This is a genomic window from Pseudomonas gebzensis (assembly GCF_034427815.1).
In the GTDB taxonomy this organism is placed as follows: domain Bacteria; phylum Pseudomonadota; class Gammaproteobacteria; order Pseudomonadales; family Pseudomonadaceae; genus Aquipseudomonas.
Genome location: NZ_JAXQNS010000006.1, coordinates 307,810 through 334,069, shown reverse-complemented (window position 1 = coordinate 334,069; position 26,260 = coordinate 307,810). Strand labels below are relative to the sequence as shown.

At 61.6% G+C, this 26,260-nt stretch carries 28 protein-coding genes and 3 tRNA genes; 13 read left to right on the top strand and 18 right to left on the bottom strand.

All coding sequences use genetic code 11. The annotated features are described in order from the left end of the window. Nucleotides 1–41: 41 nt before the first annotated feature. Entirely contained in the window at nucleotides 42–254 is a 213-nt protein-coding gene (locus SJI00_RS14205) for a hypothetical protein (protein ID WP_322462336.1), read from the top strand. On the opposite strand, the gene SJI00_RS14200 is transcribed toward SJI00_RS14205, so the two are convergent. The 3 genes from SJI00_RS14200 to nhaR form a co-directional block, all read right to left on the bottom strand. After that, nucleotides 237–890 (bottom strand): YceH family protein, encoded by a 654-nt coding sequence (locus SJI00_RS14200; RefSeq protein WP_322462335.1) that lies wholly within the window; start codon nucleotides 888–890, stop codon nucleotides 237–239. The genes SJI00_RS14205 and SJI00_RS14200 overlap by 18 nt on opposite strands. A 112-nt stretch (nucleotides 891–1,002) precedes the next feature. Beyond that, nucleotides 1,003–2,214 carry a serine/threonine transporter SstT gene (gene sstT / locus SJI00_RS14195; RefSeq protein WP_322462334.1) on the bottom strand — a complete coding sequence of 404 codons (1,212 nt, stop codon included), beginning with the start codon at nucleotides 2,212–2,214 and terminating at the stop codon, nucleotides 1,003–1,005. Between the two features lie 339 nt (nucleotides 2,215–2,553). Beyond that, complete coding sequence (nhaR, locus tag SJI00_RS14190; RefSeq protein WP_322462333.1) at nucleotides 2,554–3,450, bottom strand: transcriptional activator NhaR; 897 nt, start codon at nucleotides 3,448–3,450, stop codon at nucleotides 2,554–2,556. 136 nt (nucleotides 3,451–3,586) lie between these two features. On the opposite strand from nhaR, the gene SJI00_RS14185 reads away from it, so the two are divergent. Continuing rightward, nucleotides 3,587–4,339 (top strand): TerC family protein, encoded by a 753-nt coding sequence (locus SJI00_RS14185; RefSeq protein ID WP_322462332.1) that lies wholly within the window; start codon nucleotides 3,587–3,589, stop codon nucleotides 4,337–4,339. Between the two features lie 30 nt (nucleotides 4,340–4,369). Here the strand turns inward: SJI00_RS14185 and SJI00_RS14180 are convergent, their stop codons facing one another. Beyond that, on the bottom strand, nucleotides 4,370–4,525 hold the full coding sequence (locus tag SJI00_RS14180; RefSeq protein WP_322462331.1) for a hypothetical protein: 156 nt from the start codon (nucleotides 4,523–4,525) through the stop codon (nucleotides 4,370–4,372). Between the two features lie 138 nt (nucleotides 4,526–4,663). On the opposite strand from SJI00_RS14180, the gene SJI00_RS14175 reads away from it, so the two are divergent. Continuing rightward, a complete protein-coding gene (locus SJI00_RS14175) occupies nucleotides 4,664–5,404 on the top strand; it encodes a peptidase C39 family protein (protein ID WP_416221043.1) in 741 nt (246 codons plus the stop codon). 33 nt (nucleotides 5,405–5,437) lie between these two features. Here the strand turns inward: SJI00_RS14175 and SJI00_RS14170 are convergent, their stop codons facing one another. Then, nucleotides 5,438–6,721, bottom strand: a complete 1,284-nt coding sequence (locus SJI00_RS14170) for an NAD(P)/FAD-dependent oxidoreductase (RefSeq protein ID WP_322462329.1) — start codon at nucleotides 6,719–6,721, stop codon at nucleotides 5,438–5,440. 203 nt (nucleotides 6,722–6,924) lie between these two features. On the opposite strand from SJI00_RS14170, the gene SJI00_RS14165 reads away from it, so the two are divergent. The 4 genes from SJI00_RS14165 to SJI00_RS14150 all read left to right on the top strand — a co-directional run bounded on the left by SJI00_RS14165 (nucleotide 6,925) and on the right by SJI00_RS14150 (nucleotide 8,536). Next, nucleotides 6,925–7,001: transfer RNA gene (locus SJI00_RS14165), tRNA-Val, on the top strand. A gap of 172 nt (nucleotides 7,002–7,173) precedes the next feature. Next, nucleotides 7,174–7,250, top strand: a tRNA-Val gene (locus tag SJI00_RS14160). A 203-nt stretch (nucleotides 7,251–7,453) separates the two neighbouring features. Further along, nucleotides 7,454–8,023, top strand: coding sequence for an SPOR domain-containing protein (locus SJI00_RS14155; RefSeq protein WP_322462328.1), 570 nt, complete (start codon nucleotides 7,454–7,456; stop codon nucleotides 8,021–8,023). An 87-nt stretch (nucleotides 8,024–8,110) separates the two neighbouring features. Further along, a complete protein-coding gene (locus tag SJI00_RS14150) occupies nucleotides 8,111–8,536 on the top strand; it encodes a GTP pyrophosphokinase (protein WP_322462327.1) in 426 nt (141 codons plus the stop codon). A 15-nt stretch (nucleotides 8,537–8,551) separates the two neighbouring features. On the opposite strand, the gene SJI00_RS14145 is transcribed toward SJI00_RS14150, so the two are convergent. The 10 genes from SJI00_RS14145 to SJI00_RS14100 form a co-directional block, all read right to left on the bottom strand. Beyond that, on the bottom strand, nucleotides 8,552–8,794 hold the full coding sequence (locus SJI00_RS14145; RefSeq protein WP_322462326.1) for a DUF1654 domain-containing protein: 243 nt from the start codon (nucleotides 8,792–8,794) through the stop codon (nucleotides 8,552–8,554). A 76-nt stretch (nucleotides 8,795–8,870) separates the two neighbouring features. After that, the gene (locus SJI00_RS14140) at nucleotides 8,871–9,431 is read right to left on the bottom strand and encodes an NUDIX hydrolase (RefSeq protein ID WP_322462325.1); all 561 of its coding nucleotides are present in this window, start codon (nucleotides 9,429–9,431) and stop codon (nucleotides 8,871–8,873) included. 2 nt (nucleotides 9,432–9,433) lie between these two features. Further along, nucleotides 9,434–10,186 carry a GntR family transcriptional regulator gene (locus SJI00_RS14135; protein ID WP_322462324.1) on the bottom strand — a complete coding sequence of 251 codons (753 nt, stop codon included), beginning with the start codon at nucleotides 10,184–10,186 and terminating at the stop codon, nucleotides 9,434–9,436. Between the two features lie 88 nt (nucleotides 10,187–10,274). Further along, nucleotides 10,275–10,664 (bottom strand): carboxymuconolactone decarboxylase family protein, encoded by a 390-nt coding sequence (locus tag SJI00_RS14130; RefSeq protein WP_312936659.1) that lies wholly within the window; start codon nucleotides 10,662–10,664, stop codon nucleotides 10,275–10,277. Between the two features lie 137 nt (nucleotides 10,665–10,801). After that, nucleotides 10,802–11,287, bottom strand: coding sequence for a flavin reductase family protein (locus SJI00_RS14125; RefSeq protein WP_322462323.1), 486 nt, complete (start codon nucleotides 11,285–11,287; stop codon nucleotides 10,802–10,804). A 13-nt stretch (nucleotides 11,288–11,300) separates the two neighbouring features. Next, entirely contained in the window at nucleotides 11,301–12,782 is a 1,482-nt protein-coding gene (locus SJI00_RS14120; RefSeq protein ID WP_322462322.1) for an aldehyde dehydrogenase, read from the bottom strand. Beyond that, nucleotides 12,779–13,612: an alpha/beta fold hydrolase gene (locus tag SJI00_RS14115; protein ID WP_322462321.1), complete on the bottom strand. Its 834-nt coding sequence runs from the start codon at nucleotides 13,610–13,612 to the stop codon at nucleotides 12,779–12,781. Before SJI00_RS14115 ends, SJI00_RS14120 begins: the two co-directional genes overlap by 4 nt. A gap of 59 nt (nucleotides 13,613–13,671) precedes the next feature. Then, on the bottom strand, nucleotides 13,672–14,268 hold the full coding sequence (locus SJI00_RS14110) for an amino acid synthesis family protein (protein WP_312936666.1): 597 nt from the start codon (nucleotides 14,266–14,268) through the stop codon (nucleotides 13,672–13,674). A 233-nt stretch (nucleotides 14,269–14,501) separates the two neighbouring features. Further along, entirely contained in the window at nucleotides 14,502–15,545 is a 1,044-nt protein-coding gene (locus SJI00_RS14105; RefSeq protein ID WP_312936668.1) for an LLM class flavin-dependent oxidoreductase, read from the bottom strand. A gap of 97 nt (nucleotides 15,546–15,642) precedes the next feature. Then, nucleotides 15,643–16,128: a flavin reductase family protein gene (locus tag SJI00_RS14100; protein ID WP_322462320.1), complete on the bottom strand. Its 486-nt coding sequence runs from the start codon at nucleotides 16,126–16,128 to the stop codon at nucleotides 15,643–15,645. A 313-nt stretch (nucleotides 16,129–16,441) separates the two neighbouring features. Here SJI00_RS14100 and SJI00_RS14095 point away from each other — a divergent pair, with 313 nt between their 5' ends. After that, entirely contained in the window at nucleotides 16,442–17,845 is a 1,404-nt protein-coding gene (locus SJI00_RS14095; RefSeq protein ID WP_322462319.1) for a purine-cytosine permease family protein, read from the top strand. Between the two features lie 79 nt (nucleotides 17,846–17,924). On the opposite strand, the gene SJI00_RS14090 is transcribed toward SJI00_RS14095, so the two are convergent. After that, the gene (locus SJI00_RS14090) at nucleotides 17,925–19,535 is read right to left on the bottom strand and encodes a methyl-accepting chemotaxis protein (RefSeq protein WP_416221042.1); all 1,611 of its coding nucleotides are present in this window, start codon (nucleotides 19,533–19,535) and stop codon (nucleotides 17,925–17,927) included. A gap of 313 nt (nucleotides 19,536–19,848) precedes the next feature. Between SJI00_RS14090 and sohB the strand changes: the two genes are divergently transcribed. Together sohB and SJI00_RS14080 are read left to right on the top strand one after the other, a co-directional pair. Then, entirely contained in the window at nucleotides 19,849–20,868 is a 1,020-nt protein-coding gene (gene sohB, locus SJI00_RS14085) for a protease SohB (RefSeq protein WP_322462372.1), read from the top strand. A 152-nt stretch (nucleotides 20,869–21,020) separates the two neighbouring features. Next, nucleotides 21,021–21,094, top strand: a tRNA-Cys gene (locus SJI00_RS14080). A 627-nt stretch (nucleotides 21,095–21,721) separates the two neighbouring features. On the opposite strand, the gene SJI00_RS14075 is transcribed toward SJI00_RS14080, so the two are convergent. Further along, nucleotides 21,722–21,967 carry a hypothetical protein gene (locus tag SJI00_RS14075; protein ID WP_322462317.1) on the bottom strand — a complete coding sequence of 82 codons (246 nt, stop codon included), beginning with the start codon at nucleotides 21,965–21,967 and terminating at the stop codon, nucleotides 21,722–21,724. Between the two features lie 863 nt (nucleotides 21,968–22,830). Between SJI00_RS14075 and SJI00_RS14070 the strand changes: the two genes are divergently transcribed. From SJI00_RS14070 to SJI00_RS14060, 3 genes are all read left to right on the top strand, one after another. Then, on the top strand, nucleotides 22,831–23,349 hold the full coding sequence (locus SJI00_RS14070; protein WP_322462316.1) for a cysteine hydrolase family protein: 519 nt from the start codon (nucleotides 22,831–22,833) through the stop codon (nucleotides 23,347–23,349). Between the two features lie 255 nt (nucleotides 23,350–23,604). Continuing rightward, the gene (locus SJI00_RS14065) at nucleotides 23,605–23,973 is read left to right on the top strand and encodes a hypothetical protein (RefSeq protein WP_322462315.1); all 369 of its coding nucleotides are present in this window, start codon (nucleotides 23,605–23,607) and stop codon (nucleotides 23,971–23,973) included. A gap of 100 nt (nucleotides 23,974–24,073) precedes the next feature. After that, nucleotides 24,074–25,711, top strand: a complete 1,638-nt coding sequence (locus SJI00_RS14060; RefSeq protein WP_322462314.1) for a methyl-accepting chemotaxis protein — start codon at nucleotides 24,074–24,076, stop codon at nucleotides 25,709–25,711. Between the two features lie 163 nt (nucleotides 25,712–25,874). Here the strand turns inward: SJI00_RS14060 and SJI00_RS14055 are convergent, their stop codons facing one another. Next, nucleotides 25,875–26,021 (bottom strand): hypothetical protein, encoded by a 147-nt coding sequence (locus SJI00_RS14055; RefSeq protein WP_296267565.1) that lies wholly within the window; start codon nucleotides 26,019–26,021, stop codon nucleotides 25,875–25,877. Nucleotides 26,022–26,260: the final 239 nt, after the last annotated feature.

The following is a 26,260-nucleotide window of genomic DNA, read 5'->3' as shown; positions in this document are numbered from 1 at the left end:
CGGGCTATAGTGAAGCCTGTCCCCTTCAGCGGAGCCGCCCGATGCGCCTGATCAGCCGTGAACCCTGGTGGCTCGTGCCGCCCAAACCCGGTCAGCACGAACCCGACCTGCACTGGGGCTATCTGGAAATCTATGCCGACGGCAGCACGGTGTTCGTCGATCAGCGGCCGACCGCGCGCGAGATGGCCGAGCGCAAGAGCTGTCGTCAATTTCCTGAGGCAGATGCGCCAGCCGCGTCAGCCTTCCAGCGCTGACAGCCGCGCTTCCAGGGCTGCGAGGCGGGCTTCGAGTGCCTCGATGCGATCGTCTGGAACCGCACCACTGCTGCGGGGTGCATCGCCCGCCGCTGCGTGCTGGCGCGCGGCCAGGATCGCTTCGGTCTGCGCCGGGTCGCCCAGGGCATGGGTGTAGCGGTCTTCGCGCTGGCCCGCTTGGCGTGGCAGGTGCAGGGCCAGCTCGCGGGTTACCAGGCGCTCCAGCTGGTGCTGGACTTGATCGAGGTCTTCGAACTCGTGAAGGCGTTGGCTGCGTGCGAGCAGCTCGCTGAGGGTCTGTGGGCCACGAAGGAACAGCAACCCCAGCAGCACTCGCTGTGCGGGGACCAGCTCCAGGGCCTTGTCCAGGCGATGCTCCCAACGGTCCGCGCGGCTGCCCATCTGCAGGCGCGCCATGTCCTGGCCTTCCAGCGCGCGCAAGGCCTGGCCTACCTGGCCAGCGGTGAGATTCATCACCGGTTCCCGACTGGTCTTCTGGTTGCAGGCCACGACCAGCGCGTTGAGGGTCAACGGGTAGCTTTCCGGGCTGGTGGCTTGCTTTTCGATCAGTGAGCCGAGGACGCGGATCTCGACCTCGTTGAAGCGTGCAACGTCCGCGCTGTGCTGGTCTGACATGGCCTTGTCTCGATGCGATGAAAAGGCCACTAGCGTAGGAGGTAGGTGGGGGTTAGGCAATGGCCATGCTCATTGCCGGGTGGCCGGCCAGCATTGGCTGGCCGGCGCAAGGTCAGCTGCTGCGACGGTCCATCGCCTCGCAGGCGGCGGCCGTGAAGATGACATCGGTGGAGGAGTTGAGCGCGGTTTCTGCTGAATCCTGCAGCACGCCAATGATGAAGCCGACCGCCACCACTTGCATGGCGACCTCGCTGGGAATGCCGAACAGGCCGCAGGCCAGCGGAATCAACAGCAACGACCCCCCGGCCACCCCCGAAGCCCCACAGGCGCAGACCGACGCCACCACGCTCAGCAGCAGGGCGGTGGGCAGGTCGACATGGATGCCGAGGGTATGCACGGCGGCGAGGGTCAGCACGGTGATGGTGATGGCAGCGCCGGCCATGTTGATGGTGGCGCCGAGCGGGATCGATACCGAGTAGGTGTCTTCATGCAGGCCGAGCTTTTCCGCCAGCGCCAGGTTGACCGGGATGTTGGCCGCCGAGCTGCGGGTGAAAAACGCCGTGATGCCGCTCTCGCGCAGGCACTGCAGTACCAGCGGGTAGGGGTTGCGGCGGATCATGCAGAAGGTGATCAGCGGGTTGATCACCAGCGCCACGCCGAGCATGCAGCCGATCAGGACGGCGAGCAGGTGGCCGTAGCCCACCAGCGCCTGCAGACCTGTCTGAGCCAGAGTCGAGGCGACCAGGCCGAAAATGCCCAGGGGTGCAAAGCGAATCACCAGGCGCACCAGATCAGTCACGGCCTTGGACAGGTCGTCGACCAACCCGCGGGTGGCCTTGCCGGCCTTGCGTAGCAGCACGCCAAGGGCGATGCCCCAGGTGAGGATGCCGATGAAGTTGGCCTCGACCAAGGCCTTTACCGGGTTCTGTACCGCACTCAGCAACAGGCCTTGCAAGACTTCGCCGATACCACCGGGGGCGCTCAGGTCACCCTGGTGCAGGTTGAGCACCAGGGTTGAGGGAAACTGCATGCTGACCACCACGGCCAGTGCCGCGGCAGAGAAGGTGCCGAACAAGTACAGCCAGAGAATCGGCCGAATGTGCGTTTGCTGGCCCTGTTGGTGGTTGGCGATGGAGGCGATCACCAGCACGAATACCAGAATCGGCGCGACCGCTTTCAAGGCAGAGACGAAGACCGTGCCCGGGAGGGTCAGGTCTGCCGCCACGGCAGGTGCGAAAATCGCCAGCAGAATGCCGGCGATCAGGGCGATGACGATCTGGGTGACCAGGCTGATACGGTTGAGCAGGCGGAAGACGACGGACATGTGCTGCGGAGCCTCGAACAATGAGCGGCGGACTCTACCATAGCCCGTCGCGGGCCGTTCACGACCGCTGTTAGGCTCTTTCTGAAATCTGTCTGCACTCACGCCTAGTGTGATGAAACGGGGCTGGAAGGCCGGCCCTGGCTAAGTGGTCCAGCTAGGTGGTCCCGACCAGGCGCCTACGATCAGGAGTCCCCCGACTAGGCGTTCCCAGCTAGGCGTCCCCGACTCGGCGTCCCCCGGAATACGCATGCTCTGCAGTGCATTGCGCATGCTCGCCCCGTTTCGCGAGGTCGCCACCGACCTTCTCTGGGCTCTGCGCAGACAGCGTTCAGGCAGCCCTCAGCCGTGAAACAGTTCGCGCTGTGCGCCCTCGGTAATGGCAATGATCCCGGGATGCTTGACCTTGCGCTCCACTGAAATGGCGTAAAACGCTTCGGTCACCGCTTCGGTCTGCCCGATCAACTGCACCGCGCACTGCCGGCAGACCTCTTCGGCGATCACGCTCGGTGCCACGAATAGCCCGCTGCCTGACTGGCCGAAAGCCTGCATCAATGCGCTGTCATCGAACTCGCCGATGATCTGCGGCTGCAGCTGTTGCTCGGCCAGCCAGCGCAGCAGACGGCTACGCAGCATGGTGTCCTGCCCGGGAATCAGCAGCGGTGCGTTGTCCAGGCATGCTGGGAAAGCAGGCGGCAGTTGGCGGGCCAGGGCGGGGGTGGCGAAGAAGCTCAGCCCCGATTCCCCCAGTTTCTGGCTATAGCCTTTGATGTCCAGGTGGCTGGGCATGGGGCTGTCGGAGATCACCAGATCCAGGCGCTGGATCGCAAGGTCGGCCAATAGCCGCTCAAGCGGGCCTTCCCGGCAACTGATGCGCAGCGCGCGCTCCAGCGTCATGGCCGGCGCCAGCAAACGATAGACGATCGACTTGGGCACCATGTCTGCCACCCCTACGCGAAACAGCACGGGCTGTTCGTCCGGGGAGGTGCGCAGCAGCGTTTCCAGCTCGCCGGCGATCTGGAACATCTGCTCGGCATAAGCCAGCGTGCGTCGGCCGCTTTCGGTCAGTTCGAGCTGCCGCCCGGCACGCTGGAACAGGCTGATGCCGTGGGCCTGCTCGAACAGGCTGATCTGCCCGCTGATGGTCTGCGGGGTGAGGTTCAGTTGTTCGCTGGCACGGACGATGCTGCCGGTCTTGGCCGTGACCCAGAAGTAGTGAAGCTGACGGTAGTTGAGCATCAGGACGGCGCACACTTCGTAAATAGCGAAGTATACCTGTTAAAAAAACGAATTTTCCTGATGATTATTGCCGGCTACCATGCTCGCGATGCCGCGCCTGGCGCGGCCCAATGATGCCATTGCAGAGAGCTGAACCATGGACTACCTGTTGCAACTTGCCTCAAACCCCACCGCTTGGGTGGCGCTGGCCACGCTGGTGGCAATGGAAGTCGTGCTGGGTATCGATAACCTGATCTTCATCTCGATCCTGACCAACAAGCTGCCAGAGGCCTATCGCTCCAAGGCGCGGCGTATCGGTATCAGCATGGCGCTGGTGATGCGTCTGGCGCTGCTCAGCACCGTGGCCTGGATCGTGCAACTGACCGAGCCGGTGTTCGAGGTGTTCGGGCACGCCTTCTCATGGAAAGACATGATCTTGATTGCCGGTGGCCTGTTCCTGCTGTGGAAGGCGACCAAGGAAATTCATGAGAGCGTCGATCCGCATGGCGCGAAGGAAGAGGCCAAGGCCGGTTCGACGGTGACCCTGGGTTTCAGCGCGGCCATCGTGCAGATCCTGATTCTTGACATCGTGTTCTCGATCGACAGCATCATCACCGCCGTGGGCATGACCGAGCACCTGCCGATCATGGTCATCGCCGTGATCAGCGCGGTGATCGTCATGCTGGTGGCGGCCGATCCGCTGGCCAAGTTCATCAGCGACAACCCGACCGTGGTGATGCTGGCGCTAGGCTTCCTGATCATGATCGGCATGACCTTGATCGCCGAAGGCTTTGGCGCTCATGTGCCGAAGGGTTATGTGTACGCGGCGATGGCCTTCTCGACGCTGATCGAACTGCTCAACATCATCGCGCGCCGGGCACGAAGCAAAGGTGACGCCAAGCAGGGTTGAACATCAGGATGATGCGTTGTACTGCGGCGGCTAGCGCTCAAGCGTAGGCCGCCGGGGTGGGGAAGGCTTGAGTGGCGGCGGGGCAGGGGAATGGCGACGCAGAATGCGCAGCACGCCCCATAGCATGGCCAGGGCCACGCTGGTCCACATCAGCGCCAGCATGCAGATCGCCATCGTCAGACTCATGGTCAGCTCCTTGGCCTGGGTGAATAGTCACTCGGGCCCTACCGTGTGAATTCTAGCCACAAGTCGCTGGCGTTCAATTGACCGATGGTCCAGTACCCGGACGTGGCGCCGGGCTGTACCGACGTTAGCGCGCGGCCTATCATCGTTGGCCCAGCCAGGCGCCCTCCGCCTGGCACCGACAAGCGAGAGATCATGTCGCAGCCATCTTCCCCGCCTTATGCCTTGAACCGGTGCCGCTGGCTTGCCGTCTGCCTGGTGATCGCCAGCCTTGCCGGTTGCGCCAGCGCGCCGCCGCCGCTGCCCAAGGGGTTGGCGCAGCGGGTGGAAATCAGCAGCGTGCCGTTCTTCCGCGGCAACGCCAACCACGGCGGTGCCCTGGCCTTGGCGGCACTGTTGTCTCAGCAAGGGGTGAACATCACGCCAGGGCTACTGGATGAGCCGTTGAAGCTGCCCCAGCAGGCCGACCGGCTGGACACCTCGATTCCCCGCGTTGCACGTGACTACGGCATGGTGGTGTACCCGCTGGACAAGCATCTGCAGGCCCTGCTGGTGCAAGTGGCGGCGGGCAATCCGGTGCTGGTGCGTTACCGCGAAGGCTCAAGTTTCTGGGCCGAGCCGCGCTATGCGGTGGTGATCGGTTACGACCGCTACAAGCAGCGCCTGCTGCTGCGCGCAGGCATGGATCGGCGACGCCTGGTCGATTTCAGTGATTTCGAGCAGGCGTGGCAGCAGGAGGGCAGTTGGGCGGTACTGATCCAACCGCCACGGCAATTGCCCGCTGAGGTGGATCATCAGCGCTGGCGGCAGGCCGCCGAGGCGCTGGCGCGGGCCGGTCAGGAAGTGGCGGCGCGCCAGGCAATCAGCCGTTTGCAGGAGTAAGCGGGGGGGCGGGGCAGGGCGCCCCGCCGGGGTTCAGAAGCCGAGGCGATCACGCAAGCTGTAGTACCAGGCGCCCAAAGCGCTGAACGGTACGCGCAGCAACTGGCCACCCGGGAATGGATAGTGCGGCAGGCCGGCAAACGCATCGAAGCGTTCTGCCTGGCCACGCAGGGCTTCGGCCAGCACCTTGCCGGCCAGGTGCGTGTAGGTCACCCCGTGGCCCGAACAACCTTGCGAGTAATAGATGTTGTCGCCGATGCGCCCCACTTGCGGCAGGCGTGAAAGCGTCAGCAGGAAGTTGCCGGTCCAGGCGTAGTCGATCTTGACGTTCTGCAGTTGCGGGAAGGCCTTGAGCAGCTTTGGCCGGATGATTGCTTCGATGTTCTGCGGATCGCGCGCGCCATACACCACGCCGCCGCCGAAGATCAGCCGCTTGTCTTCGGTGAGGCGGTAGTAGTCGAGCAGGTAATTGCAGTCTTCCACGCAGTAGTCCTGCGGCAGCAGGCTGTTGGCCAGCGCGTCACCCAAGGGCTCGGTAGTGATGACTTGGGTGCCGCAGGGCATCGACTTGGCGGCGAGCTCCGGTACCAGGTTGCCCAGGTAGGCGTTGCCAGCGACGATGATGAACTTGCTGCGAATCTTGCCTTGGGGCGTATGAACCACGGGATTGGCGCCGCGCTCGATGCGAATGGCCGGGGTTTGCTCGTAGAGGGTGCCGCCGAGCGATTCCACCGCCGCCGCCTCGCCCAGGGCCAGGTTGAGCGGGTGGATATGGCCACCGCTCATGTCGAGCAGGCCGCCGATGTAGTTCTCGCAACCCACCACTTCACGGATGCGGTTGCGGTCCATCAGCTCCAGCTGGTGGTTACCGTAGCGTTCCCACAGGCGCTTCTGAGCTTCGAGGTGATCCATCTGCTTGGGTTTCAATGCAGCAAACACACCGCCGTCTTTCAGGGCGCAGTCGATACCGTAGGTGGCTACTCGCTCGCGGATGATCCGGCCACCTTCGAATGCCATCTGGCCCAACAGTTGCGCCTGCTGCTGGCCGACGCTGCGCTCGATGACATCGATGTCGCGGCTATAGCTGTTGACGATCTGACCGCCGTTACGGCCGGAGGCGCCGAAACCGACCTTGGCCGCTTCGACAACGCGCACCTTGAAGCCGTTTTCCAGCAGGAACAGCGCACTGGACAGGCCGGTGTAGCCAGCGCCAATGATGCAGACATCGGTTTCCACCTCACCCTGCAGCGCCGGCCTTGCTGGCACTGGGTTGGCCGAGTCGGCGTAATAGGACTGCGGGTAGGGGGTATTGGCCATGGCGGGAAAGACCTCGTGTTCTATATTTTTAACGGTTTAGCGGATCCTATCAATAATAATAAACACCGGCTAGTCGCCGATGAAAATTCATGCTGTCCAGGCCTGCCTCTGTATCAGGTCATAAATTTATTAGGATTCAGGGGGTTAGCGCGTAAAAAAGTGTTGACACCGATTATCTATTGCGTAGAATGCGGCCCCACGACAGGCACATAGCTCAGTTGGTTAGAGCACCACCTTGACATGGTGGGGGTCGTTGGTTCGAGTCCAATTGTGCCTACCAAATCGATGAGAAGGGCGACCCAAACGGGTCGCCCTTTTTGTTTATGGGGGGTTTTATTCCGGGGCGGGTGCGTGCAGTCGCGGCGCGCCGCACGTCACGCAAATTTCTGATTAATTTGAAGAAAAGCGCTTTACAGGAAACTGTCTCCCCTCTAATATGCGCCCCACACGACAGGCACATAGCTCAGTTGGTTAGAGCACCACCTTGACATGGTGGGGGTCGTTGGTTCGAGTCCAATTGTGCCTACCAAATTAAGTCCCGCTCGGCGGGCAGTCAAAGGGCGATCCGAAAGGGTCGCCCTTTTTCGTTGTGGTCAAACATCGGTGCGCCGCGGCATTGTGTCGCGTACCGGTGCAGCCCCCATTGGCCATGGCTTCAGGGAGAAGGCCGCGCTTCCGGCGCTCGGCGCCCGGCGTGGTAGAATCCGCCGCTTCGAAACGGGAGATAGATGCGTGCGAAAACTGGCATTGGTAGCGGTAGCACTGGCCTTGGTCGGTTGCGAGAACGAAGTCGAGGGCGTGCACAAGCAGGTCGCCGAACACCTGAGCAACCCCAAGACCGCCAAGTTCGCCAACGTGCGGATGGATACACATGGCACGCTCTGCGGCCAGGTGCGCGGCAAGGACGACCTGGGCCAGTTCGAGGCTTACCGCAGCTACGTCGCGATCAAGCACGACGGCCAGTACGAGGTCATCGTCGATGACACGGGCAGCAATCTGAAGATTCGTGAAGTCTGTGGTGGTGCTGACCTGCAGCGCCGCGCAGAGGCGGTGGCTGACCAGCCGGCGCCCGACGGATGGGATGTCGAGGTGATTCAAGGCGCGAACATGGGCGCGTTGAGTGACATGACCGCGCGCTTGATCGAAAAGGGCATTCCGTCTTCGGTGGAGTACCGCGCCGGCAAGCCGGTGGTATTGATGGGGCCTTTCCCGAGCAAGGCTGAAGCTGAAGTGCGCAAGGCCGATGTCATGGCACGGCTGGGTACCGACTCGGTGGTGATTCAGCATGGCATCGAACGTTGAACCTGTGCGCATGCGCGCGCACGGCTCGCGTGCAGGGTGTCCTCCCAGCTATGCTTGAACGTGCATATGCATAAGCGCGGAGGCCTCATGTCTACATTGGAAAAGGCCATTGTCATCGCTGCCATTGCCCATGATGGGCAGGTCGACAAGGGCGGTTCAGCCTACATCCTGCATCCGCTGCGGGTGATGAAGCGGATGTCCACCGCCGAAGAGCGCATCGTTGCCGTGCTGCACGATGTGATCGAGGACACCAGCCTGAGCTTGTCCGATCTTGCCCGCGCAGGCTTCAACCTGAAGATACTTGCCGCGCTGCTGGCGCTCAGCCGTCGGGCTGGCGAACCTTATGAAGACTTCGTGGTGCGCTTGGGCAGCGACCCCTTGGCGCGTGCGGTCAAACTGGCGGATCTGGCCGACAACAGTGACCTCACCCGCATCCCTGAACCGGGCCCTGCCGACTGGCAGCGGCTGACACGCTATCGTCAGGCCAGCGCTTACCTGCAAGCGCTGGTTTAAGCGCAGCCGGGCAACTCAGTCGTCTTTGGGTAGCGTCCAGAACACCTGCACGCCGCCATCGTCACGGTGCGCCAAGGTGACGTTATCGTTTTCCGCTATTTCTTCCAGCAAGGTTTCCCAGTCTTGCGCAGACTCATCTGCCTGCCGAAAGATCAACGCGGCTCGACTGCGTTGAGCAGTGGGGCCGTTGATGATTTTCTGAATGCGGGTGCCCAGTTGGACATAGCTGCTGGGGGTCTGCGGCGCGGTGCTGGCCATGAATGGCTTCCTTGGTGGCTGTATGTGTGTACAGTATTTCAGCTGGCGCGCTTGCGCAAGCCTGGAAGCATGGCGATCAGCGCATGAAGTGCACTTTTCCGGTGTCGTCGTTGCCCATGTACATGCCATACACCCCGGCCTGGCGCTCGAGAATGTAGCGTTCCAGGATCTGCCGGATGGCGGGGTAGTAGATGTCGTCCCAAGGGATCTCATCCGGTTCGAAGAAGCGGTAGCTCAGGGTTTCCGGGCCGTACTCGCCGGTTTCTTCGACGGTCATGGCGCGGAAGATGATGTATACCTCACTGATCTTGGGCACGCTGAAGATGGAGTAGGGCGAGACGATTTCGGCACGTACGCCGGTTTCTTCCCAGACTTCACGCAAGGCTGCATCTTCGGTGGTTTCGCCGGCCTCCATGAAGCCGGCTGGCAGCGTCCAGGTGCCCGGCCGCGGCGGGATCGCGCGCTGGCACAGCAAGTACTTGCCTTCGCGCTCGATGATGCAGCCGGCGATGATCTTGGGGTTCACATAGTGGATATAGCCGCACGCGCAATACAGACGCTCGTGGGTATCGCCGGCGGGAACGCCCCGAGCCAGCGCCTGGGTGCAATGGGGGCAGAAGCGCGGGGCGTTGGGCATGATCAGCGGCCTATGCGGGGAGCCTTGAGCGTGAAGGGTTCGGCGATCGGGCGTATCTGCGTGGCGTCATCCTGTTTCTGGCGCAGGTAGTCCAGTGCCACGGCAGCGGCGGCGCGGACGTGATCCACCGATGCCTGGTGCGCCGCGTGTGGGTCGCCGCTCTTGATCGCCTCGACGATCTTTTCCATCTCGCGATTGCTCGCGCCGCGGCGATTCTGCTGCGACACAGAGGTGGCGCGCAGGTAGCTGATGCGCGCTTGCAATTGGCGCAGTTGCTGCGCGGCAACGCGGTTGCCCGAGCCTTCGAGCAGCACATCGTAGAACCCCTGCACCGATTCGAGCACCTGCTGCAACTCGCCTTGTTCAAGCGACTCGCGGTTCTCTTCCAGTGCCCGCTCCAGTGCGCGAATGTCCTTGCTCTTGGCGTTGAGCGTGAACAGCTGGACGATCAGCCCTTCGAGCACGCAGCGCAGCTCATAGATGTCGCGGGCGTCTTCCAGGGTGATGATGGCCACCCGTGGCCCCTTGGCGTCGGCAAACTCCACCAGGCCCTCGGATTCGAGATGGCGCAAGGCTTCACGCACTGAGGTGCGGCTCACGCCGAGGCGGTCACAGAGGTCGCGCTCGACCAGGCGGTCGCCCGGGAGCAGATGGAAGTTCATGATCGCGCCGCGCAGCTTGTCGAGCACGATTTCGCGGAGGGTGACAGGATTGCGGTTGACCTTGAAGCTGTCGTCGAGGGGCTGGCGTTTCATCGGGTGCGCTCTAATAGAGGCTGTGCGCCAACATCACGAAAGCACCGGAACCCCGTGTGCTTCCTGCAGTGGTTCAAACAGCCCGTTGTTATCGGGTTGGCTCGGCATCGGCTTCGGCAAAGGCCTCGCGGGCCAGGCGGAAACTGTCTACCGCCGCGGGCACGCCGCAATAAATGCCGACCTGGAGCAGGATCTCGCGAATCTGTTCACGGCTCAGGCCGTTGCGCAGCGCACCACGGATATGCAGCTTGAGTTCGTGAGGGCGATTGAGCGCGGAAATCATGGCCAAGTTTATCATGCTGCGCTCTTTGAGCGACAAGCCATCACGGCCCCAGACATGCCCCCAGCAGTACTCGGTGACCAGTTCCTGCAGCGGTTTGGTGAACTCGTCAGCGTTCTGGATAGAGCGGTTGACGTACTCCTCACCCAGCACCTGGGTGCGAATCTGCAGGCCTTTTTCGTATTTCTCGTTACTCATCTGCGCTGCTCCAAAACAAAACGGGGGCTACAACCGAGGGTGAGACGCGTAGCCCCCAAAAGGGTGTGCCGTGTGTTCGCAGGTGGCTTACGCGGCAACCGCGCGGCGCGTCTTGCGAACGCCCCGCACAGGGTAGATCAGCCGAGCGGCGGCAAGGCGCCGAGTTTGCCGCGGTGATAGACCATCGGCGTCATCGGTTCGGCCGGCAGAACCAGGTTCTTGACCGCACCGACGATAATGGCGTGGTCGCCGCCGTCGTATTCGCGCCACAGCTCGCACTCGATGATCGCCGTGGCCTTGGGCAACAGCGGGTTGCCCAGCTCGCTCAGGTGCCACTCGATCGCCTTGGCCTTGTCCTTGCCTTTACCCGCGAAGGCGTAAGCCTCGGCGGTTTGTTCGGCAGACAGCAGGTGAATCGCGAATTTCTTGCTGTCGCGCAGGATCGGGTAGGTGTCCGATGCATAGTTGGGGCAAAACAGCACCAGCGCCGGATCGATCGACAGCGCGCTGAACGCGCTGGCGGTGATGCCGACGATGCCGCCGTCGGCGTCCAGGGTGGTGACCACCGTGACGCCTGACGGGAACGAGCCCATCACGTCTTTGTAGATGCCAGGTTCGATCATCTGGGCCTTCCTCTTAGCGCATCACGAAGGGATCGGGCATCGGCGCGGTGGACAGGTTGATCCACACGGTCTTCAGCTCGGTGTAGGCGAGCACCGAATCGATGCCACTCTCGCGGCCGTAGCCGCTGTTCTTGAAGCCGCCGATCGGCGCCATGGCCGACACGGCGCGATAGGTGTTGACCCAGATGATGCCTGAACGCACGTCGCGCGCAAGGCGGTGGGCGCGGCCCAGGTCGCGGGTCCAGATACCTGCTGCCAGGCCGAACTGCGAATCGTTGGCCATGGCCAGCGCTTCTTCCTCGGTCTTGAAGCGGATCACCGCGGCCACTGGGCCGAACACCTCTTCCTGCATGATGCTCATCGAGTTGCTGTCGCACTCGAACAGGGTCGGCTCGTAGAACCAGCCGTCACCCTCGACCTCGGCACGCTTGCCACCCAGGTGCAGTTTGGCACCTTCGGCCTTGGCTGCAGCGACCAGGCCTTCGACCACGGCCAGTTGCTGGGCGGTGGCCATCGGGCCCATTTCGCTGGCGTCATCTTGCGGATTGCCGATGCGGATACGCTTGGCACGCTCGATCAGGCGACTGACGAACTCATCGAAGATCTCATCTTGTACCAGCAGGCGCGAACCTGCCACGCAGCTCTGCCCGGAGGCGGCATAGATGCCAGCCACCGCGCCGTTGATGGCGCTGTCCAGGTCGGCGTCGGCGAAAATGATGTTCGGCGACTTGCCGCCCAGCTCCAGCGACAGCTTGGCGAAGTTCTCGGCGCTGCTACGCACCACGTGACGGGCGGTGGCGGCGCCGCCGGTGAAGGCGATCTTGCGCACCAGCGGGTGGCGGGTGAGGGCGGCGCCGGTGGTTGGGCCGTAGCCGGTCACTACGTTGACCACACCTGCCGGGAAACCGGCTTCCAGCGCCAGACGCGCCAGCTCGAGGATGGTCGCCGAGGCGTGCTCGGACGGTTTCAGCACGATGGTATTACCGGCGGCCAGCGCAGGCGCCAGCTTGATCGCGGTCAGGTACAGCGGGCTGTTCCACGGGATGATGCCGGCGACCACACCGATCGGCTCGTGCACGGTGTAGGCGAACAGGTCGGGCTTGTCCAACGGCAAGGTGCCGCCTTCGAGCTTGTCGGCCAGGCCTGCGGTGTAGTGGAAGAACTCGGGCAGGTAACCGACCTGGCCACGGGTTTCACGGATCAGCTTGCCGTTGTCACGGCTTTCCAGTTGAGCCAGGTGTTCTTTGTTCTCGGTGATCAGGTCACCCAGCCGGCGCAGCAGTTTGCCGCGGGCCGTGGCGGTCAGACCGCGCCACGCTTTGCTGTCGAAAGCGCGCTGGGCCGATTGCACGGCCAGCTCCACATCGCTTTCGTCGGCATCGGGCAGTTGCGACCAGGCTTGCGCGGTGGCCGGGTTGAGGCTGTCGAAGGTCTTGCCGCTCTGCGCGTCGACCCATTGGCCATCGATGCACATCTGGAAACGTGTGAGGGTCATGCAACAATCCCCTTTGCGGATTCGTTGAGGGTGCGCGCTTGCTTGAGGAAGTCCAGCAGCATCTTGTTGACGTCACGCGGAGCTTCCACCGGCATCATATGCCGTTGCTCGGCGAGCACCACGCTGTGCGCATTCGGGATGCGCGCGGCCAACTGACGGGCCATGGCAGGCGTGGAGCCGGCATCGAGCTCGCCGGTGGCGATCAGGGTCGGTGCCAGAATGCTGCCCAGGTCGTCGGCGCGGTACATGTCCTGGGTGGCGAACAGCGAATAAGTGGTGTGATAACCCTGCGGGTCGTTCTGCGCCAGGGTCTGGCGAATCGCGGCGACCTGCGCTGGGTTGGCGGCTTTGTACTCGCGGCTGAACCAGCGGTCCAGGGCGGCGTCGACGTTGGCGTCCGGGCCCAGCACGGCGGCTTGCGCGGCGCGTGCGATGACACCGGCACGCTGCTCGGCGGAGCGATTGAACACACTGTTGAGCACGACCAGGGCAGACACACGTTGCGGGTAGTTCAGCGCGAAAGCGCGGGCCACCAGGCCGCCCATGGAGAAACCGATCACGGTGGCCTGGGGAATCTGCAGGTGGTCAAGCAGCTCGGCCAGTTGTTCGGCATAGCCTTCGAGCGGCGTGTCGGCGGTCGGCACGCGGCTCTGGCCGTGGCCGAGCATGTCGTAGCAGATGACGCGGTGTTCGTTGGCCAGGCCAACGACCTGCCCGCCCCACATTTCCTTGTTCAGGCCCACGCCGTGGATCAGCACCACGGGATGCCCCTGGCCTTGGCTCAGGTAGCTGGTCCCGGCCGGCGTACGTTCAGCGACAGGCTGAATCATGGATGACGCTCCTTGCAGGCCGGCGCAGTCAACCGTCGCGCCGGCCCGTCTGGTTATTGTTATTGAGCGTTGGCTTTTTCGGCAGCCAGTTCTTCCAGGTCGATGTAGCGGTTGCCGATGCGTGGGTGCAGGCGGCCGCCATCGGCAGCACCCAGGACCACGACGATCTCGTCGGCACGCGGGGCGTCTTCGATCTGCATTTCCAGGGTGATGTAATGCGAACGCAGGCCTTCGTCGTCCTTCTGCATCATCGGGATCTGGATCGAGGTGCCTGGGCCGCCGCGCTTGTTGGTGAAGCTCAGGTAGCTCTTGGCCTGAACCGCTTCACGGTAGTGGTTGCCGAAACGCAGGGTGTGGATCACGGCCGAGGCGTGTTCGATTTCACCGTCAGCACCGACCACGGCCGCTTTGCCGTAGGCCTCGATCTTGTCCGCGCCGCCAATGGCAGCAATCAGACGCTCGACCATCAACGCGCCCAGTTCCGAGCAGTTGGCACGGATTTCAGGCTTCAGATCATCAACGAAACCGCGACCTGCCCACGGGTTTTTCATCACCACGGCCAGGCCGACCATGGTCACGGGCTTGTCGGTGGCTTTGAAGCCTTCGATGCGGGTTTCTTCGGAGTAGGTGACGATCTTGCGGATTTCGAAACTCATGAGCGGCTCCTGGGGAGGTTATCGGGTCTTGTTGTCTGATGGTATACCATAATATTTGTTCTGCAAGTGCTGGCCGCGAAAATCCCGGCCATGCATGACCAAAGGTCTACTGCTTTGGTAGTGAGCGCTTCATCTGTATTGCGGCTCGCCATCACACCCATAAAAAAGCCCGCGCTGGGGACCATCAGGTCTCCAGAACGGGCGCATCCTGCAATCATTCAGGCAATGGGAATTCAGGCGAAGGCTGGCACGACGTCCTTGATGAACAGCTCGAGGGATTTCTTCTTCTCGGCGTGCGGCAGGCTGTTGTCACACCAGAAGCTGAACTCGTCGACGCCCAGTTCCTGGTAGTACTTGATGCGCGCGATGATCTCTTCGGGGGTGCCGATCATGGTGTTCTTGCGGATGTTGTCCAGCGCGAAAGCCGGAACCTCGGCGAACTTCGACTCGGGGCTGGGTTCCAGGAAACCATTGACCGGGGTGGTCTTGTTGCCGAACCAGGCATCGAAGGTGCGGTAGAAGCGCGAAATGGCTTCGGCGCCGATCTTCCAGCCTTCAGGTTCTTCCGGGCTGTGCACATGAGTGTGACGCAGCACCATCAGTTGCGGGCGCGGTACGTCCGGGTTGTTGTCCAAGGCAGCCTGGAACTTGTTCTTCAAGTCCAGCACTTCCTCGTCGCCCTTCATCAGCGGGGTGACCATCACGTTGCAGCCGTTTTTCACTGCAAAGTTGTGCGAATCCGGGTCGCGGGCGGCAATCCACATCGGCGGCATGCCGGATTGGACAGGCTTGGGTACGCTGGTCGACAACGGGAACTTGTACACCTCGCCCTCGAAGGCGTAGTCGCCTTCCCAGAGCTTGCGCACCACCGGGACCATTTCGCGCAGCGCTTTGCCGCCGTCGGTCGCCGGCATGCCGTTGGCCATGCGGTCGAACTCGAACTGGTAGGCGCCACGGGCCAGGCCCACTTCCATGCGCCCGTTGCTGATCACGTCGAGCAGGGCGCATTCGCCAGCCACGCGGATCGGGTTCCAGAACGGCGCGATGATGGTGCCGGCGCCAAGATGAATGGTCTCGGTGCGCGCGGCCAGGTAGGCCAGCAGCGGCATCGGGCTTGGCGAGATGGTGTATTCCATGGCGTGGTGCTCGCCGATCCATACCGTGCTGAACCCGCCTTTTTCGGCCATCAGGGTCAGTTCGGTGAGGTCTTCGAACAGCTGGCGGTGGCTGACCTTGTCATCCCAACGTTCCATGTGCACGAACAGCGAAAATTTCATGGGGCATTCCTCGACGCGTGAAAGGTGTCGTCTGGCAGGGCAGACGTCAGGGAGCTCGACAGGCGCGCTCGGCGCCTGCGCTATAGAAGAGAAGGAGTCAGGCGAAGGCTGGCAGGCTGGCCATCTTGCCGCGGCAGTAGATCATCGGCTGCTGCGCCTGCTCGGGCACGATCAGATTTTGTACCTTGCCGACCATGATGGCGTGGTCACCGCCCTCATACTCGCGCCACAACTCACACTCGATGACGGCAGTGGCACCCGCCAGAATCGGGTTGCCCAGCGCGCTCAGGGTCCACTCGATGCCTTCGGCCTTGTCTTTGCCCTTGCGGGCGAACGCATAGGCCTCGGCCTGCTGCTCGCCTGAGAGCAAGTGGATGGCAAAGCGCTTTTGCTTGATCAGCACTGGGTAGGATTCGGAGGTGTAGTTGGGGCAGAACAGTACCAGCGGCGGTTCCATCGACAGGGACGAGAAGGCACTGGCGGTCAGGCCGACGATCGCGCCGTCGTCATCCAGGGTGGTGATGACGGTGACGCCGGACGGGAACGAGCCCAAGACGTTTTTATAGACGGTTGCGTCGATCATGACAGGGTCCTCGAAGGGGTAGCGGTGGGCCGCTTTTTATCGTTGATGTGTCTGATGGTATACCGTAATACCCATATTGCAAGCATAAATTTCAGGCTTGGAAAAAACACGATAGGCGGCGCAAAGCCTCTGTTTACGGGGGCTGTAGAGAAACGGGCCGAGTTTGGCAATGGTGCTGAAACGGATCAGTCGAAGAGATTTACAGCGGATCAGTGTTGTCAAAAAGTTGGAATACCATAATATGGTCTTCAGCTGAGAGGCCGCCCCGATGCGGTTTCCTACAACGATAAAAACGACCTCCGAGCTCAAAACTATGTCCCAGCCGTCTTCGCAAAAGCAGTTTGTCGAAAACCACACGGTCGATTACGTTCCACCTGCCGAGCGCCATGGGAAGGCCCGCGACCTGTTCACGCTGTGGTTCAGCACCAACATCGCACCCTTGCCCATCGTTACCGGGGCCATGGTCGTGCAGGTGTTTCACCTCAACCTGTTCTGGGGGTTGATCGCCATCGCCCTGGGCCATCTGCTCGGCGGGGTGGTGATCGCCCTGGCGTCGGCTCAAGGCCCACAGCTGGGCATCCCGCAAATGGTTCAGAGTCGTGGCCAGTTCGGTCGCTACGGCGCGCTGCTGATCGTGTTCTTCACAGCCTTGATCTACGTCGGTTTCTTCATTTCCAACATCGTTCTGGCGGGCAAGTCGATTCACGGCATCGCCCCCAGTGTGCCGATGCCCACGGCCATCGTGATTGGCGCGCTGAGTGCAACGGCGATCGGCGTGATCGGCTATCGCTTCATTCATAGCCTGAACCGCATCGGCACCTGGGTGATGGGCTCGGCGCTGCTCGCCGGGTTCATCATGATGTTCACCCAGGAGCTGCCCGCCGACTTCTTCAGCCGCGGCGCCTTCAGCCTGTCGGGCTTCATCGCCACGGTGTCGCTGGGCACCATCTGGCAGATCAGCTTCTCGCCCTATACGTCGGACTACTCGCGCTACCTACCCAAAGAAGTCGGCATCGCCAAACCGTTCTGGGCGACCTACTTCGGCGCCACCCTCGGCACCATCCTGTGCTTCAGCTTCGGTGCCATCGCCGTGCTGTGCGTCCCGGAAGGCACCGACGCGATGGATGCGGTGAAACAGGCGACCGGCTGGCTGGGCCCGATCCTGATGGTGCTGTTCCTGCTCAACATCATCAGCCACAACGCGCTCAACCTGTACGGCGCGGTGCTGTCGATCGTCACCGCCATCCAGACCTTCTTCGCCAACTGGAGCCCTAGCATCAAGCTGCGTGTGGTGTTGGCGTCGATCATCCTGCTGGGCTGCGGCACGGTGGCGCTTAACGCCTCGGCGGACTTCATCGGCCAGTTCATCGGCCTGATCCTGGCGCTGCTGCTGGTACTGGTGCCGTGGGCTTCGATCAACCTGATCGACTTCTACCTGATCAAGAAAGGCCAGTACGACATCGCCTCGATCTTCAGCGCCGACGGTGGCATCTATGGGCGTTTCAACCATCACGCGATCATCGCCTATGCCTGCGGCATCCTGGTGCAGTTGCCGTTTGCCAACACCTCGCTGTATGTCGGGCCGTACTCGAACATCGTCGAAGGGGCTGACCTGTCCTGGGTGTTCGGCCTGCTGGTGACGGCGCCGCTGTATTACTGCCTGGCCACGCGCAGCAAAGCGGCCAAAGCCGGGCGGCCAGTGACGGTCAATCGCTAAGCCGCGCAACCGTCGTAGGGTGCATGAAGCAGAAGGGCCGCAATCGCGGCCCTTTTTCGTAGGGATTGGCGTTGCCCGATCAGACCTTGAACTGCGCCACCAGCCCGTTGAGGTCGACCGCCAGGCGCGACAGGTCTTGCGCCGCCGCACTGGTCTGGTTGGCGCCAGCGGAGGTCTGCATCGCCAGGTCGCGAATGTTCACCAGATTGCGGTCCACCTCACGCGCGACCTGTGCCTGCTGCTCCGAAGCGCTGGCGATCACCAGGTTGCGCTGGTTGATCGAGGCGATGGCCTCGGCGATCACCTCCAGCGCCTGCCCGGCACCTTGGGCCACTTCCAGCGTGCCGTTGGCGCGGCCCTGGCTGCTGTGCATGGCGCTGACCGCGCGGCCGGTGCCGGTCTGAATGCCAGCGATCATCTCTTCGATTTCTTCTGTGGACTTCTGTGTGCGGTGGGCCAGGGCGCGTACTTCGTCGGCCACCACGGCAAAGCCGCGCCCGGCGTCCCCGGCACGCGCCGCTTCGATGGCGGCGTTGAGCGCCAGCAGGTTGGTTTGTCCGGCGATAGCGCCGATGACATCGAGTACGCGGCTGATGTCGTTGGCGCGCCCCGCCAATTGCTCGATCTCCTGCGCGGTGCCGGCGACGTCGCCCACCAGTTGCTCGATGGAGGCCAGGGCCTCTTTGACCTGTTCGCGGCCATCGCGGGTGTTCTGGTCGGCGCCCCGAGAAGCGTCGGCCGTGCTGACGGCATTGGTTGCCACCTCTTCGACCGCAGCGGTCATCTGATTGACGGCCGTGGCGGCCTGGTCGATCTCGGCGCTCTGCTGGTGCAGGCCGCGGCTGGTGTCTTCGGTGACCGTGTGCAGCTCTTCGGACGCCGAAGCCAGCTGGTCGGACGACGCGGCGATCTGCCGTAAGGTGTTGCGCAAGTTTTGCTGCATGCCGCTGAGGGCTTGCAAGAGCAGGGCGGGTTCGTCTCGACCGCTGGCCTGGATACTGTGCGTCAGGTCCCCGGTGGCAACGCGCTCGGCAACGCTGACCGCTTCGGCCAGCGGCACGGTAATGCTACGGGTGAGCAACGTGGCGATGCCGGCCAGTGCCAGCATGATCACCCCCAGCGCCGCGACAATCACCATGAAGGCCTGATCGGCAACATCACTTGAAGACTGTGACGCGTTTGCAACGCCCTTGCTGTTGTACTCGACCAGAGTGCTCAGCGCCGCCATCATGGCGTCGGCAGCGTCGGCCAGCGGGCCGATGACCAGGGCCTTGGCCTCATCGTCCTGAGCGCGGGCAATCTGCTGCATGACCTGCGATTGCCCGTCGTGGTAACGCTCCCAGGTGGCACTGAAGGCCGTGAACAAGGATTTTTCCTCCTCATCGAGCATGGTCTGACCGTAGGTTTCGATTCGCGCCTGCAGCTCGTTGCTGAGCGTTTCGGTGGATTCCAGCCCTCGAGTGCGTGTTTCAGGGTCGTCGTCGAGCAGGGTGCGCAGGGTTAGCGCACGTACCCGACCGACATCGGTGCCTATCCCGTTCAGTGCCGACATGGCAGGTAGCCAGCTCAGGCGAATATCGTCTGTGGCCTCGTCCATCTGTCGCGTTTCATAGAGCGCGAGCAAGCCCATCATCAGCACCAGAACGCCGAGGAGGGTGAACAGGATGGCGGCTCGTCGACCGATCTTCATGTTGCGAAACTGCATGGCTTGCTCCTGAACAGTGACGGCAGGTCGCCAAGGCGGGGCATGAGCGACTATCCAAAACCCCAGGCGCTGGAGATGTTGCACGGTAGGCCAAGGTGGTCCTCACCTTCCGGGTGCAGCAGGAAAATGATTACACGGTGCCATCATCCTTGAACAGGGTGTGCGTCGTTCCCTGAGTGGGCGGGTCGGTTTGCGGCTCGGCACGGCATGACTGAGTGCGGGCAGGCGCAGGCCTGGCGTACCCAACGGTCGTTGGCTTAGGTAGGATGGTTGTTTATTTTTGAATGTCGAGGACACCGTGGACTTTCTTGCCGAGTACGCAAGCTTTCTCGCGAAGACCGCTACCCTGGTCATTGCGTTGCTGATCGTGTTGTCAGCTTTCGTGGGGTTGCGTGGCAAAGGCCGCCGCAAGGCGGGCGGCCAGTTGCACGTCACGCGCCTGAACGATTTCTATAAAGAGCTGCGCGAACGGCTCGAATCCGGGTTGTTGGAAAAGGCCGAGTTGAAAGCGCTGCGCAAGCAGCAGGCAAAGGCCGACAAACGCGTGCGCAAGAACAAGCCCGCCGATACTTCCCGCGTGTTCGTGCTGGATTTCGATGGCGACATCAAAGCCTCCGCCACCGAAAGCCTGCGCAATGAAATCACCGCGCTGTTGACCCTCGCCACGCCACAGGATGAAGTCGTGCTGCGCCTTGAGAGCGGCGGTGGGCTGGTGCACAGCTACGGCCTGGCCGCCTCGCAACTGGCGCGCATTCGCCAGGCAGGCATCCCCCTGACCGTGTGCATCGACAAAGTGGCCGCCAGCGGCGGCTACATGATGGCGTGCATCGGCGAGAAGATCGTCAGCGCACCGTTTGCCGTGATCGGCTCGATCGGCGTGGTGGCACAGGTGCCCAACGTCAATCGCCTGCTGAAAAAGCATGACATCGACGTCGAGGTCCTGACCGCGGGCGAGTACAAGCGCACCCTCACGGTATTGGGCGAAAACACCGAAAAGGGGCGGGAGAAGTTCCAGGAAGACCTGGATGTGACCCACGCGCTGTTCAAGAACTTCGTCAGCCAATACCGCCCGCAGTTGCACATTGACGAAGTGGCTACCGGTGAAGTCTGGCTAGGCGTCGCTGCGCTCAATCGTCAGTTGGTCGACGAGCTCGGTACCAGCGACGAATACCTCAGCAGCCGCGCCCGCCAATCGCAGTTGTTCCACCTGCATTTCGCCGAACGCAAGAGTTTGCAGGAGCGCATCGGCATGACCGCCAGCGGCGCGTTGGAAAGTGCCGTCGTCGGGCTGTGGAGCAAGCTTGGGCGGTTGCGTTAACACCTTGAGCGGGTTGGGATTTTTTTAGAAGTGGGGGTTGCAAGGTCAGCGCAATGCGGACATAATGGCCTCCATCGAAACGCAGGCAGCTTTAAAAAGTTGTTTAGTTTCAAGGAGATAGCAAGGGATACAACGCTAACTCCGAACTTTGAGGCCGAGTAGCAAAGTGGTTATGCTCCGGATTGCAAATCCGTCTACGCCGGTTCGATTCCGACCTCGGCCTCCATATTCGAAAGCCCCGCAGATTAACGTCTGCGGGGTTTTTCTTTTGCGCAGAAAAAACGTCAGTCCCGAAACCTTCAGGTAGAAGTCCCGCAACTCGATCATTTTGTGTGCTGAGGGTCGCGATTGCGCGGCGGTAGATCCGCTCTGCGATTCTCTTGTTGGAATGACCCAGTCGTAGGCTGGCCTCGGTCATATCTTGATTTTCCGAGGTGACTTTTAGGCGGATGACCTCCAGCGTGACAGGCGTAGGTTCTGGCCTTTCGAGCGGTTCGGATCTCAGCGAAACGGCGGCCCTATACACCCCGGCCGGGAGGCGATGGGTCGGTGGCGCCAAGTGTGAAATTCATGGCCACTAGCATATCCATGCAGAAGTTTCGGCCGTCATTGTGCTCTGGCGATTGCTCGAAGAAGCTGATGGCGCGGTGGGACGTTGAAGATGGCGGGCCACGGGAGTGACCGCCGAAGCGAGCTTTGTCACTGGCTAGATGATCGGTCGGCTGCGAGGATTTGCCTTCCTTGCAAAGCCGCATGGCTATAGCGTCGAACTCGCGATCAAAACTGGCTCTTTCTGCAGCACTCAAAAAACCCTGTTGAGCTACAGAGTGATCAGTCTGATGTCGCACGGTTACTACACGTTTGCTAAGACGTTGCGCTTCAGCCTGAGTGATCTTGCGGGATTTCCTTGCGCTACTGATATCGGCAGCGAGTACATTGGCTCGCACTGAAATGTGCGCCGGTCACTGATCTGACCGCCGGTTTCACCAACGACTTCCCGTTGCTGCTGAAGATCGCAACTTGGCAGAACGGCGCCCTGCTGCGCGGCGACGGCATTCAGGCTGAGTGCTAGCACTGGCGCCAGGATTACGTACTTCATGCAGTTCCTACCCGATTATGGGCGCGCAGATCGCCCCTTGTTATACATGCCGCCTGGCACGAGCCAGGCAGGGTGATGTCGCATTTTTCCCAAGGTGTAACAGGCGTTAATACCATGCACGGTGGACATCAGGCCCGTGATCGCTCTGAAAACGCGTGCATTCGGCAACTGATGCTGGGGTGATATCTGATGATTCCACCCGGTCAAGTGAATAGCGGCATGGTGCGAACGATCACGTGGCGCAAGAGCCCGGGGCAGTTGTTGATACCTGTGGCGATCGCCGCGCTTGGTCGGTATTTTGAAGCGCAAGCCGCAGGCGATCAGGCTGATCAGATCGAGCGCTCACGTCTTCTAGCCAAGTCAGCCTATCAGGGGGGCGGACCATCCGTTCACGCCTATGGCCTTGAGCCGATCACAAGGCATTGGACAAGGCCGATGGCGGCCCCGCCAAAACAGCCGAGCAAAGACCGGGGTCGCGCCCGACTTTACTGGAGCAAATGAGCATTAGGTCGCAGATGCCTGGTCGGCGACGCCTGGTCAGGGCCGGCCTTGCGGGTTGTCTTCAACGCAGCATCACTGAGCCTCAGAGCTTTTCAGGCAGGGCCTGGAGCGTCGCGCGCCTATTGACGCTGCCTATTCAAGCTGGCATCCAGAGCTCCAGCTTGTCAGCTCGATACAATATCGCTACTGTCGATGCATGAATAGCGATTGCCTCACCTCGACCACCACCCACACAACCGCTGAGCACGGTGCGTGCGAGGTTTCGTGAGCCGCTAGCAGACGAACTTCAAAGGCCCGCCAGCGATGGACAGGGCCTTTTTCATGCCCTTGTGTCGTTGGCTCAAACGCAAGGAAATGCCCTCATGTACGCGCTGTTGATACTCGATATTCAGGTTGGGCTTGTTCACGGTCCGGAAACGCCCTGGCACTGCGAAGCGTTGTTGAAAACAGTGAATAGTCTGATGGACAGGGCGCGCAACGCAGGCGCTCCGATTTTTCTCGCGCGCCATGTCGGGCCCGCTGGATCTCCAATCGAGCCCGGTAGCCCGCTGACGAGGGTTGCGCAGGAGCTGAAGTTGTTGGGTGGAGAAGTCATATTCGAAAAGCGGCGGCCCAATGCTTTTGCAATGACTGGCCTGGCCGACCAACTGCGCACTTGTGGCGCTACCGGCGTAGTCATCACTGGGATGAAAACGCAATACTGCGTCGACAGCACCTGCCGTGCTGCGCGAGATCTTGGCTTCGATACAGTACTGATCGCCGACGGCCACACCTGTTCGGACACGCCAGTGATCAAAGCCGAGGACATCATCGCGCATCACAATGCAACGCTCGAGGGGGCGTTCTGTCAGTTGGTCCGGGCCGAGGAGTGGCGCTTCTAACGCTACCCGCCAGCGCGGGGACGCGCATGAATGGCCCTGGGCATTGGCATCGGCTTGCGTTCGCGTAGCTGCTCTACATGGCCTGCGCCCCGCGCGTTCCCATCGTTTCTCTACACACCCTGAGTGATAGACTCGCTGATCGCGAGCCAGGGAGAGTGACAGATGGGTATAGGGCAAAAGCTGCGGGCACTCAGCGTGCGCGTAACGCCGACCAGGTCTCGAACTGCAGCATGCCTGTGGTTGGTGGTAGGGGTGATGGCGCTGCGTTATGCAGAGCCCTCTGCATCTTTGATCATGTACACGGTGCCGTTGGGCATTATCTTGTTTGCACTGGGCCCGCTGGAGCTGCTGCCAAAAAGCTGGCCCAGGCTGAATTTCCTCATGAATGCCATGGCCACCTCCTTCTTTTTCGGCAGCCTCATGTTCGCTACCGTCGCGCTGTCTTATGAAATGCCATTGGAGAAGGGTGCAAGAACCGTGTTCTGCCTCAGTGGCTGGGCAATAGAGCTGTTGGTATTCCACAAGGCGTTGCCCTGGATAAAGAAATCGCCTTTTCATCGACTCGGCGAGGACCGAATCGCGTATTCCCCACCCGTGGACAGCCAGGGCGCCGGACGGGACTGAGATCCACCGTGGTCTGAGCGGCCCTGGCTGAAATAACGCTCAATCTTTGATGCCCCTCGTCGATAGCCTCAGTACACAATTGCGGCCTTCGAGAACCACCATGTTTTTAAAAAATGCTCGTCTTTCCACCAAGCTCCTGACGGCGTTCGGGGTCTGCGCAGTGATTACGCTCGGTGTTGGTCTGTTGGGTAGCCGTGGTGTGAGTCAGATGTCGCAGAGTCTGCGACTGGTGTTCTCCAATAACCTTGTCTCGGTGTCGAAAACGGCAGAGGCACGGTCTGAGGCAATCGCCCAGCAACGCGACATCTATGCGCTGATCACGGCCACCGCCGAAGGGGCTCCAGAGCAAACCAAGGACAGCATTCTACAAGCCATGGCAGCCAGCCAGGCCGCCAGTGAGCGCGCCTTTGCCCTCTACCGGCAGACGCCGTTGGAAGATGACGAGCGTGCGGCCGGTGACCAGTTGGAGAAGGATTGGCCGGCGTACCAGCAGCAGGTTCAAAAGGTCTTGGCAGCAGTCAGGGCGAACGATCTGCCAACCGCGCGTGGCCTGATCACGGGTGAGATGGCCGAGGTGTACAAAAAGGTCATGGCCGAATTCACCATCATGGTCGAATCGAACAACCGCCAGATCAAGCAAGGCGGTGTGGATGCCGCCGAGCAAGGGCAGCAGGTGTCCATGACGCTCTACGCGGGCATTCTGCTTGCCTTCATTGCGGCGTTTGCCATGGGCATCCTGGTGAGCCGTCTGATCGGCCGGCCGATCAGCTCAGCCGTCGCCTCGGCGCAGTTGATTGCCGGCGGTGACCTGAGCCAGTCGATCACCAGCGATGCGGGTGATGAAACAGGCCAACTGATCAACGCCCTTGGCAGCATGCAGGGCAGCCTCAAGCAGACGCTCCACCAGATCTCCGATGCGGCCAATCAGCTGGCCTCTGCGGCTGAAGAGCTCAACAGCGTGACGGAAGATGGTAGCCGCGGGCTGCTGAGGCAGAACGACGAGATCCGTCAGGCTGCCACCGCGGTCAATCAGATGACGTCGTCGGTCGATGAAGTAGCGCGCAACGCCGTTTCCACCTCCGAAGCATCACGCACTGCCTCTGATCAGGCCAACCGCGGTGTGACCCAGGCGCGTGATGCGGTGACGGCGGTCAATGATGCCACTGTGGAGATCCAGGACTCCTCGACCACCGTTGAGCAACTGGCCGGGCAGGTCAAGGAAATCGCCAAGGTGCTCGACGTCATTCGTGGTATTGCCGAGCAAACCAACTTGCTCGCGCTCAACGCGGCTATCGAGGCGGCGCGGGCCGGAGAGCAAGGGCGCGGGTTTGCTGTGGTGGCCGATGAAGTGCGCGCGCTGGCCGCGCGGACTCAGGCATCGACCGTCGAAATCGAGCAGATGATCGGCGATGTGCAGTCCAGGGCCGATCAAGCGGTGGTGGCGATGGGCAAAAGCCAATCGCTGGTGGCCAATACTCAACAGCTGGCCACGGCGACGGGTCAAGCCCTTGAGCAGATTGCCACGGGTATCGCCAGCATCAATGACCGCAACCTGGTGATCGCCAGTGCGTGTGAAGAGCAGGCGCAGGTTGCGCGTGAAGTCGACAAGAACCTCGTCAACATCCAGGACCTGTCGACCCAGACCGCAGCGGGTGCGCACCAGACCACCGCCTCGGCGCAGGAGCTGTCGCGTCTGGCCGTGTCGTTCAATGACTTGGTGGGGCGCTTCAAGTTGTAAGCACAGACCGGCACGTCGGACGCTGTGGGTGGCGGCATCGCTCGCCCGTCGAGTAGCGTGCGCGGTGTTCTAGAGAGGCGTTGTCAGCGCAAAAAAACCCGCATACAGCTGTGTGCGGGTTTTTTGCTGCGGCACTCATGACCGGCAAAGGCGCAAAGATAACTCATGCTGTGCGGCGCAGTACGGTGCAGATCCAGCGATGATTCACCCGGCAAGGTGCGCGCAGGAAGATGATGTCGGCAACGCGTTTTAGCCCTTGTTTGCGCAGTTTTGCGGCCAGTTGTACAAGGGTGGCGGCTTCAATGGTCATGGCTGTTACCTCGTCAATGCTGCTGGGTTCTTAATTCTTGACCCGGCGGACAGCGACGAAATTCAGGTTTTTTATCAGTGCCCGACCAGCGGCGTAGGCGATTGAAAAATCAGGCAAAAGAAAACCCGCCGGGAGCGGGCGGGTTAAATAATTAGAACGTACGAAGCAGTTTCAGAATGCCTGGGCGGTTGTCAGTAAAGCGTGAAGAGAATGTCGAGAGGGTGTGACAAATACCGCGA

What these genes read in the sequence shown, in the direction of transcription:
- SJI00_RS14150 (WP_322462327.1), top strand. Translation starts at nt 8,111, where the DNA reads ATGTCTACATTGGAAAAGGCCATTGTCATCGCTGCCATTGCCCATGAT.
- sstT (WP_322462334.1), bottom strand. Translation starts at nt 2,214, where the DNA reads ATGTCCGTCGTCTTCCGCCTGCTCAACCGTATCAGCCTGGTCACCCAG.
- SJI00_RS14185 (WP_322462332.1), top strand. Translation starts at nt 3,587, where the DNA reads ATGGACTACCTGTTGCAACTTGCCTCAAACCCCACCGCTTGGGTGGCG.
- SJI00_RS14130 (WP_312936659.1), bottom strand. Translation starts at nt 10,664, where the DNA reads ATGAGTAACGAGAAATACGAAAAAGGCCTGCAGATTCGCACCCAGGTG.
- SJI00_RS14140 (WP_322462325.1), bottom strand. Translation starts at nt 9,431, where the DNA reads ATGCCCAACGCCCCGCGCTTCTGCCCCCATTGCACCCAGGCGCTGGCT.
- SJI00_RS14135 (WP_322462324.1), bottom strand. Translation starts at nt 10,186, where the DNA reads ATGAAACGCCAGCCCCTCGACGACAGCTTCAAGGTCAACCGCAATCCT.
- SJI00_RS14125 (WP_322462323.1), bottom strand. Translation starts at nt 11,287, where the DNA reads ATGATCGAACCTGGCATCTACAAAGACGTGATGGGCTCGTTCCCGTCA.
- SJI00_RS14105 (WP_312936668.1), bottom strand. Translation starts at nt 15,545, where the DNA reads ATGAAATTTTCGCTGTTCGTGCACATGGAACGTTGGGATGACAAGGTC.
- nhaR (WP_322462333.1), bottom strand. Translation starts at nt 3,450, where the DNA reads ATGCTCAACTACCGTCAGCTTCACTACTTCTGGGTCACGGCCAAGACC.
- SJI00_RS14065 (WP_322462315.1), top strand. Translation starts at nt 23,605, where the DNA reads ATGGCGCTGCGTTATGCAGAGCCCTCTGCATCTTTGATCATGTACACG.
- SJI00_RS14055 (WP_296267565.1), bottom strand. Translation starts at nt 26,021, where the DNA reads ATGACCATTGAAGCCGCCACCCTTGTACAACTGGCCGCAAAACTGCGC.
- SJI00_RS14115 (WP_322462321.1), bottom strand. Translation starts at nt 13,612, where the DNA reads ATGATTCAGCCTGTCGCTGAACGTACGCCGGCCGGGACCAGCTACCTG.
- SJI00_RS14205 (WP_322462336.1), top strand. Translation starts at nt 42, where the DNA reads ATGCGCCTGATCAGCCGTGAACCCTGGTGGCTCGTGCCGCCCAAACCC.
- SJI00_RS14170 (WP_322462329.1), bottom strand. Translation starts at nt 6,721, where the DNA reads ATGGCCAATACCCCCTACCCGCAGTCCTATTACGCCGACTCGGCCAAC.
- SJI00_RS14100 (WP_322462320.1), bottom strand. Translation starts at nt 16,128, where the DNA reads ATGATCGACGCAACCGTCTATAAAAACGTCTTGGGCTCGTTCCCGTCC.
- SJI00_RS14075 (WP_322462317.1), bottom strand. Translation starts at nt 21,967, where the DNA reads ATGAAGTACGTAATCCTGGCGCCAGTGCTAGCACTCAGCCTGAATGCC.
- SJI00_RS14200 (WP_322462335.1), bottom strand. Translation starts at nt 890, where the DNA reads ATGTCAGACCAGCACAGCGCGGACGTTGCACGCTTCAACGAGGTCGAG.
- SJI00_RS14110 (WP_312936666.1), bottom strand. Translation starts at nt 14,268, where the DNA reads ATGAGTTTCGAAATCCGCAAGATCGTCACCTACTCCGAAGAAACCCGC.
- SJI00_RS14180 (WP_322462331.1), bottom strand. Translation starts at nt 4,525, where the DNA reads ATGAGTCTGACGATGGCGATCTGCATGCTGGCGCTGATGTGGACCAGC.
- SJI00_RS14070 (WP_322462316.1), top strand. Translation starts at nt 22,831, where the DNA reads ATGTACGCGCTGTTGATACTCGATATTCAGGTTGGGCTTGTTCACGGT.
- SJI00_RS14060 (WP_322462314.1), top strand. Translation starts at nt 24,074, where the DNA reads ATGTTTTTAAAAAATGCTCGTCTTTCCACCAAGCTCCTGACGGCGTTC.
- SJI00_RS14145 (WP_322462326.1), bottom strand. Translation starts at nt 8,794, where the DNA reads ATGGCCAGCACCGCGCCGCAGACCCCCAGCAGCTATGTCCAACTGGGC.
- SJI00_RS14095 (WP_322462319.1), top strand. Translation starts at nt 16,442, where the DNA reads ATGTCCCAGCCGTCTTCGCAAAAGCAGTTTGTCGAAAACCACACGGTC.
- SJI00_RS14090 (WP_416221042.1), bottom strand. Translation starts at nt 19,535, where the DNA reads ATGAAGATCGGTCGACGAGCCGCCATCCTGTTCACCCTCCTCGGCGTT.
- SJI00_RS14120 (WP_322462322.1), bottom strand. Translation starts at nt 12,782, where the DNA reads ATGACCCTCACACGTTTCCAGATGTGCATCGATGGCCAATGGGTCGAC.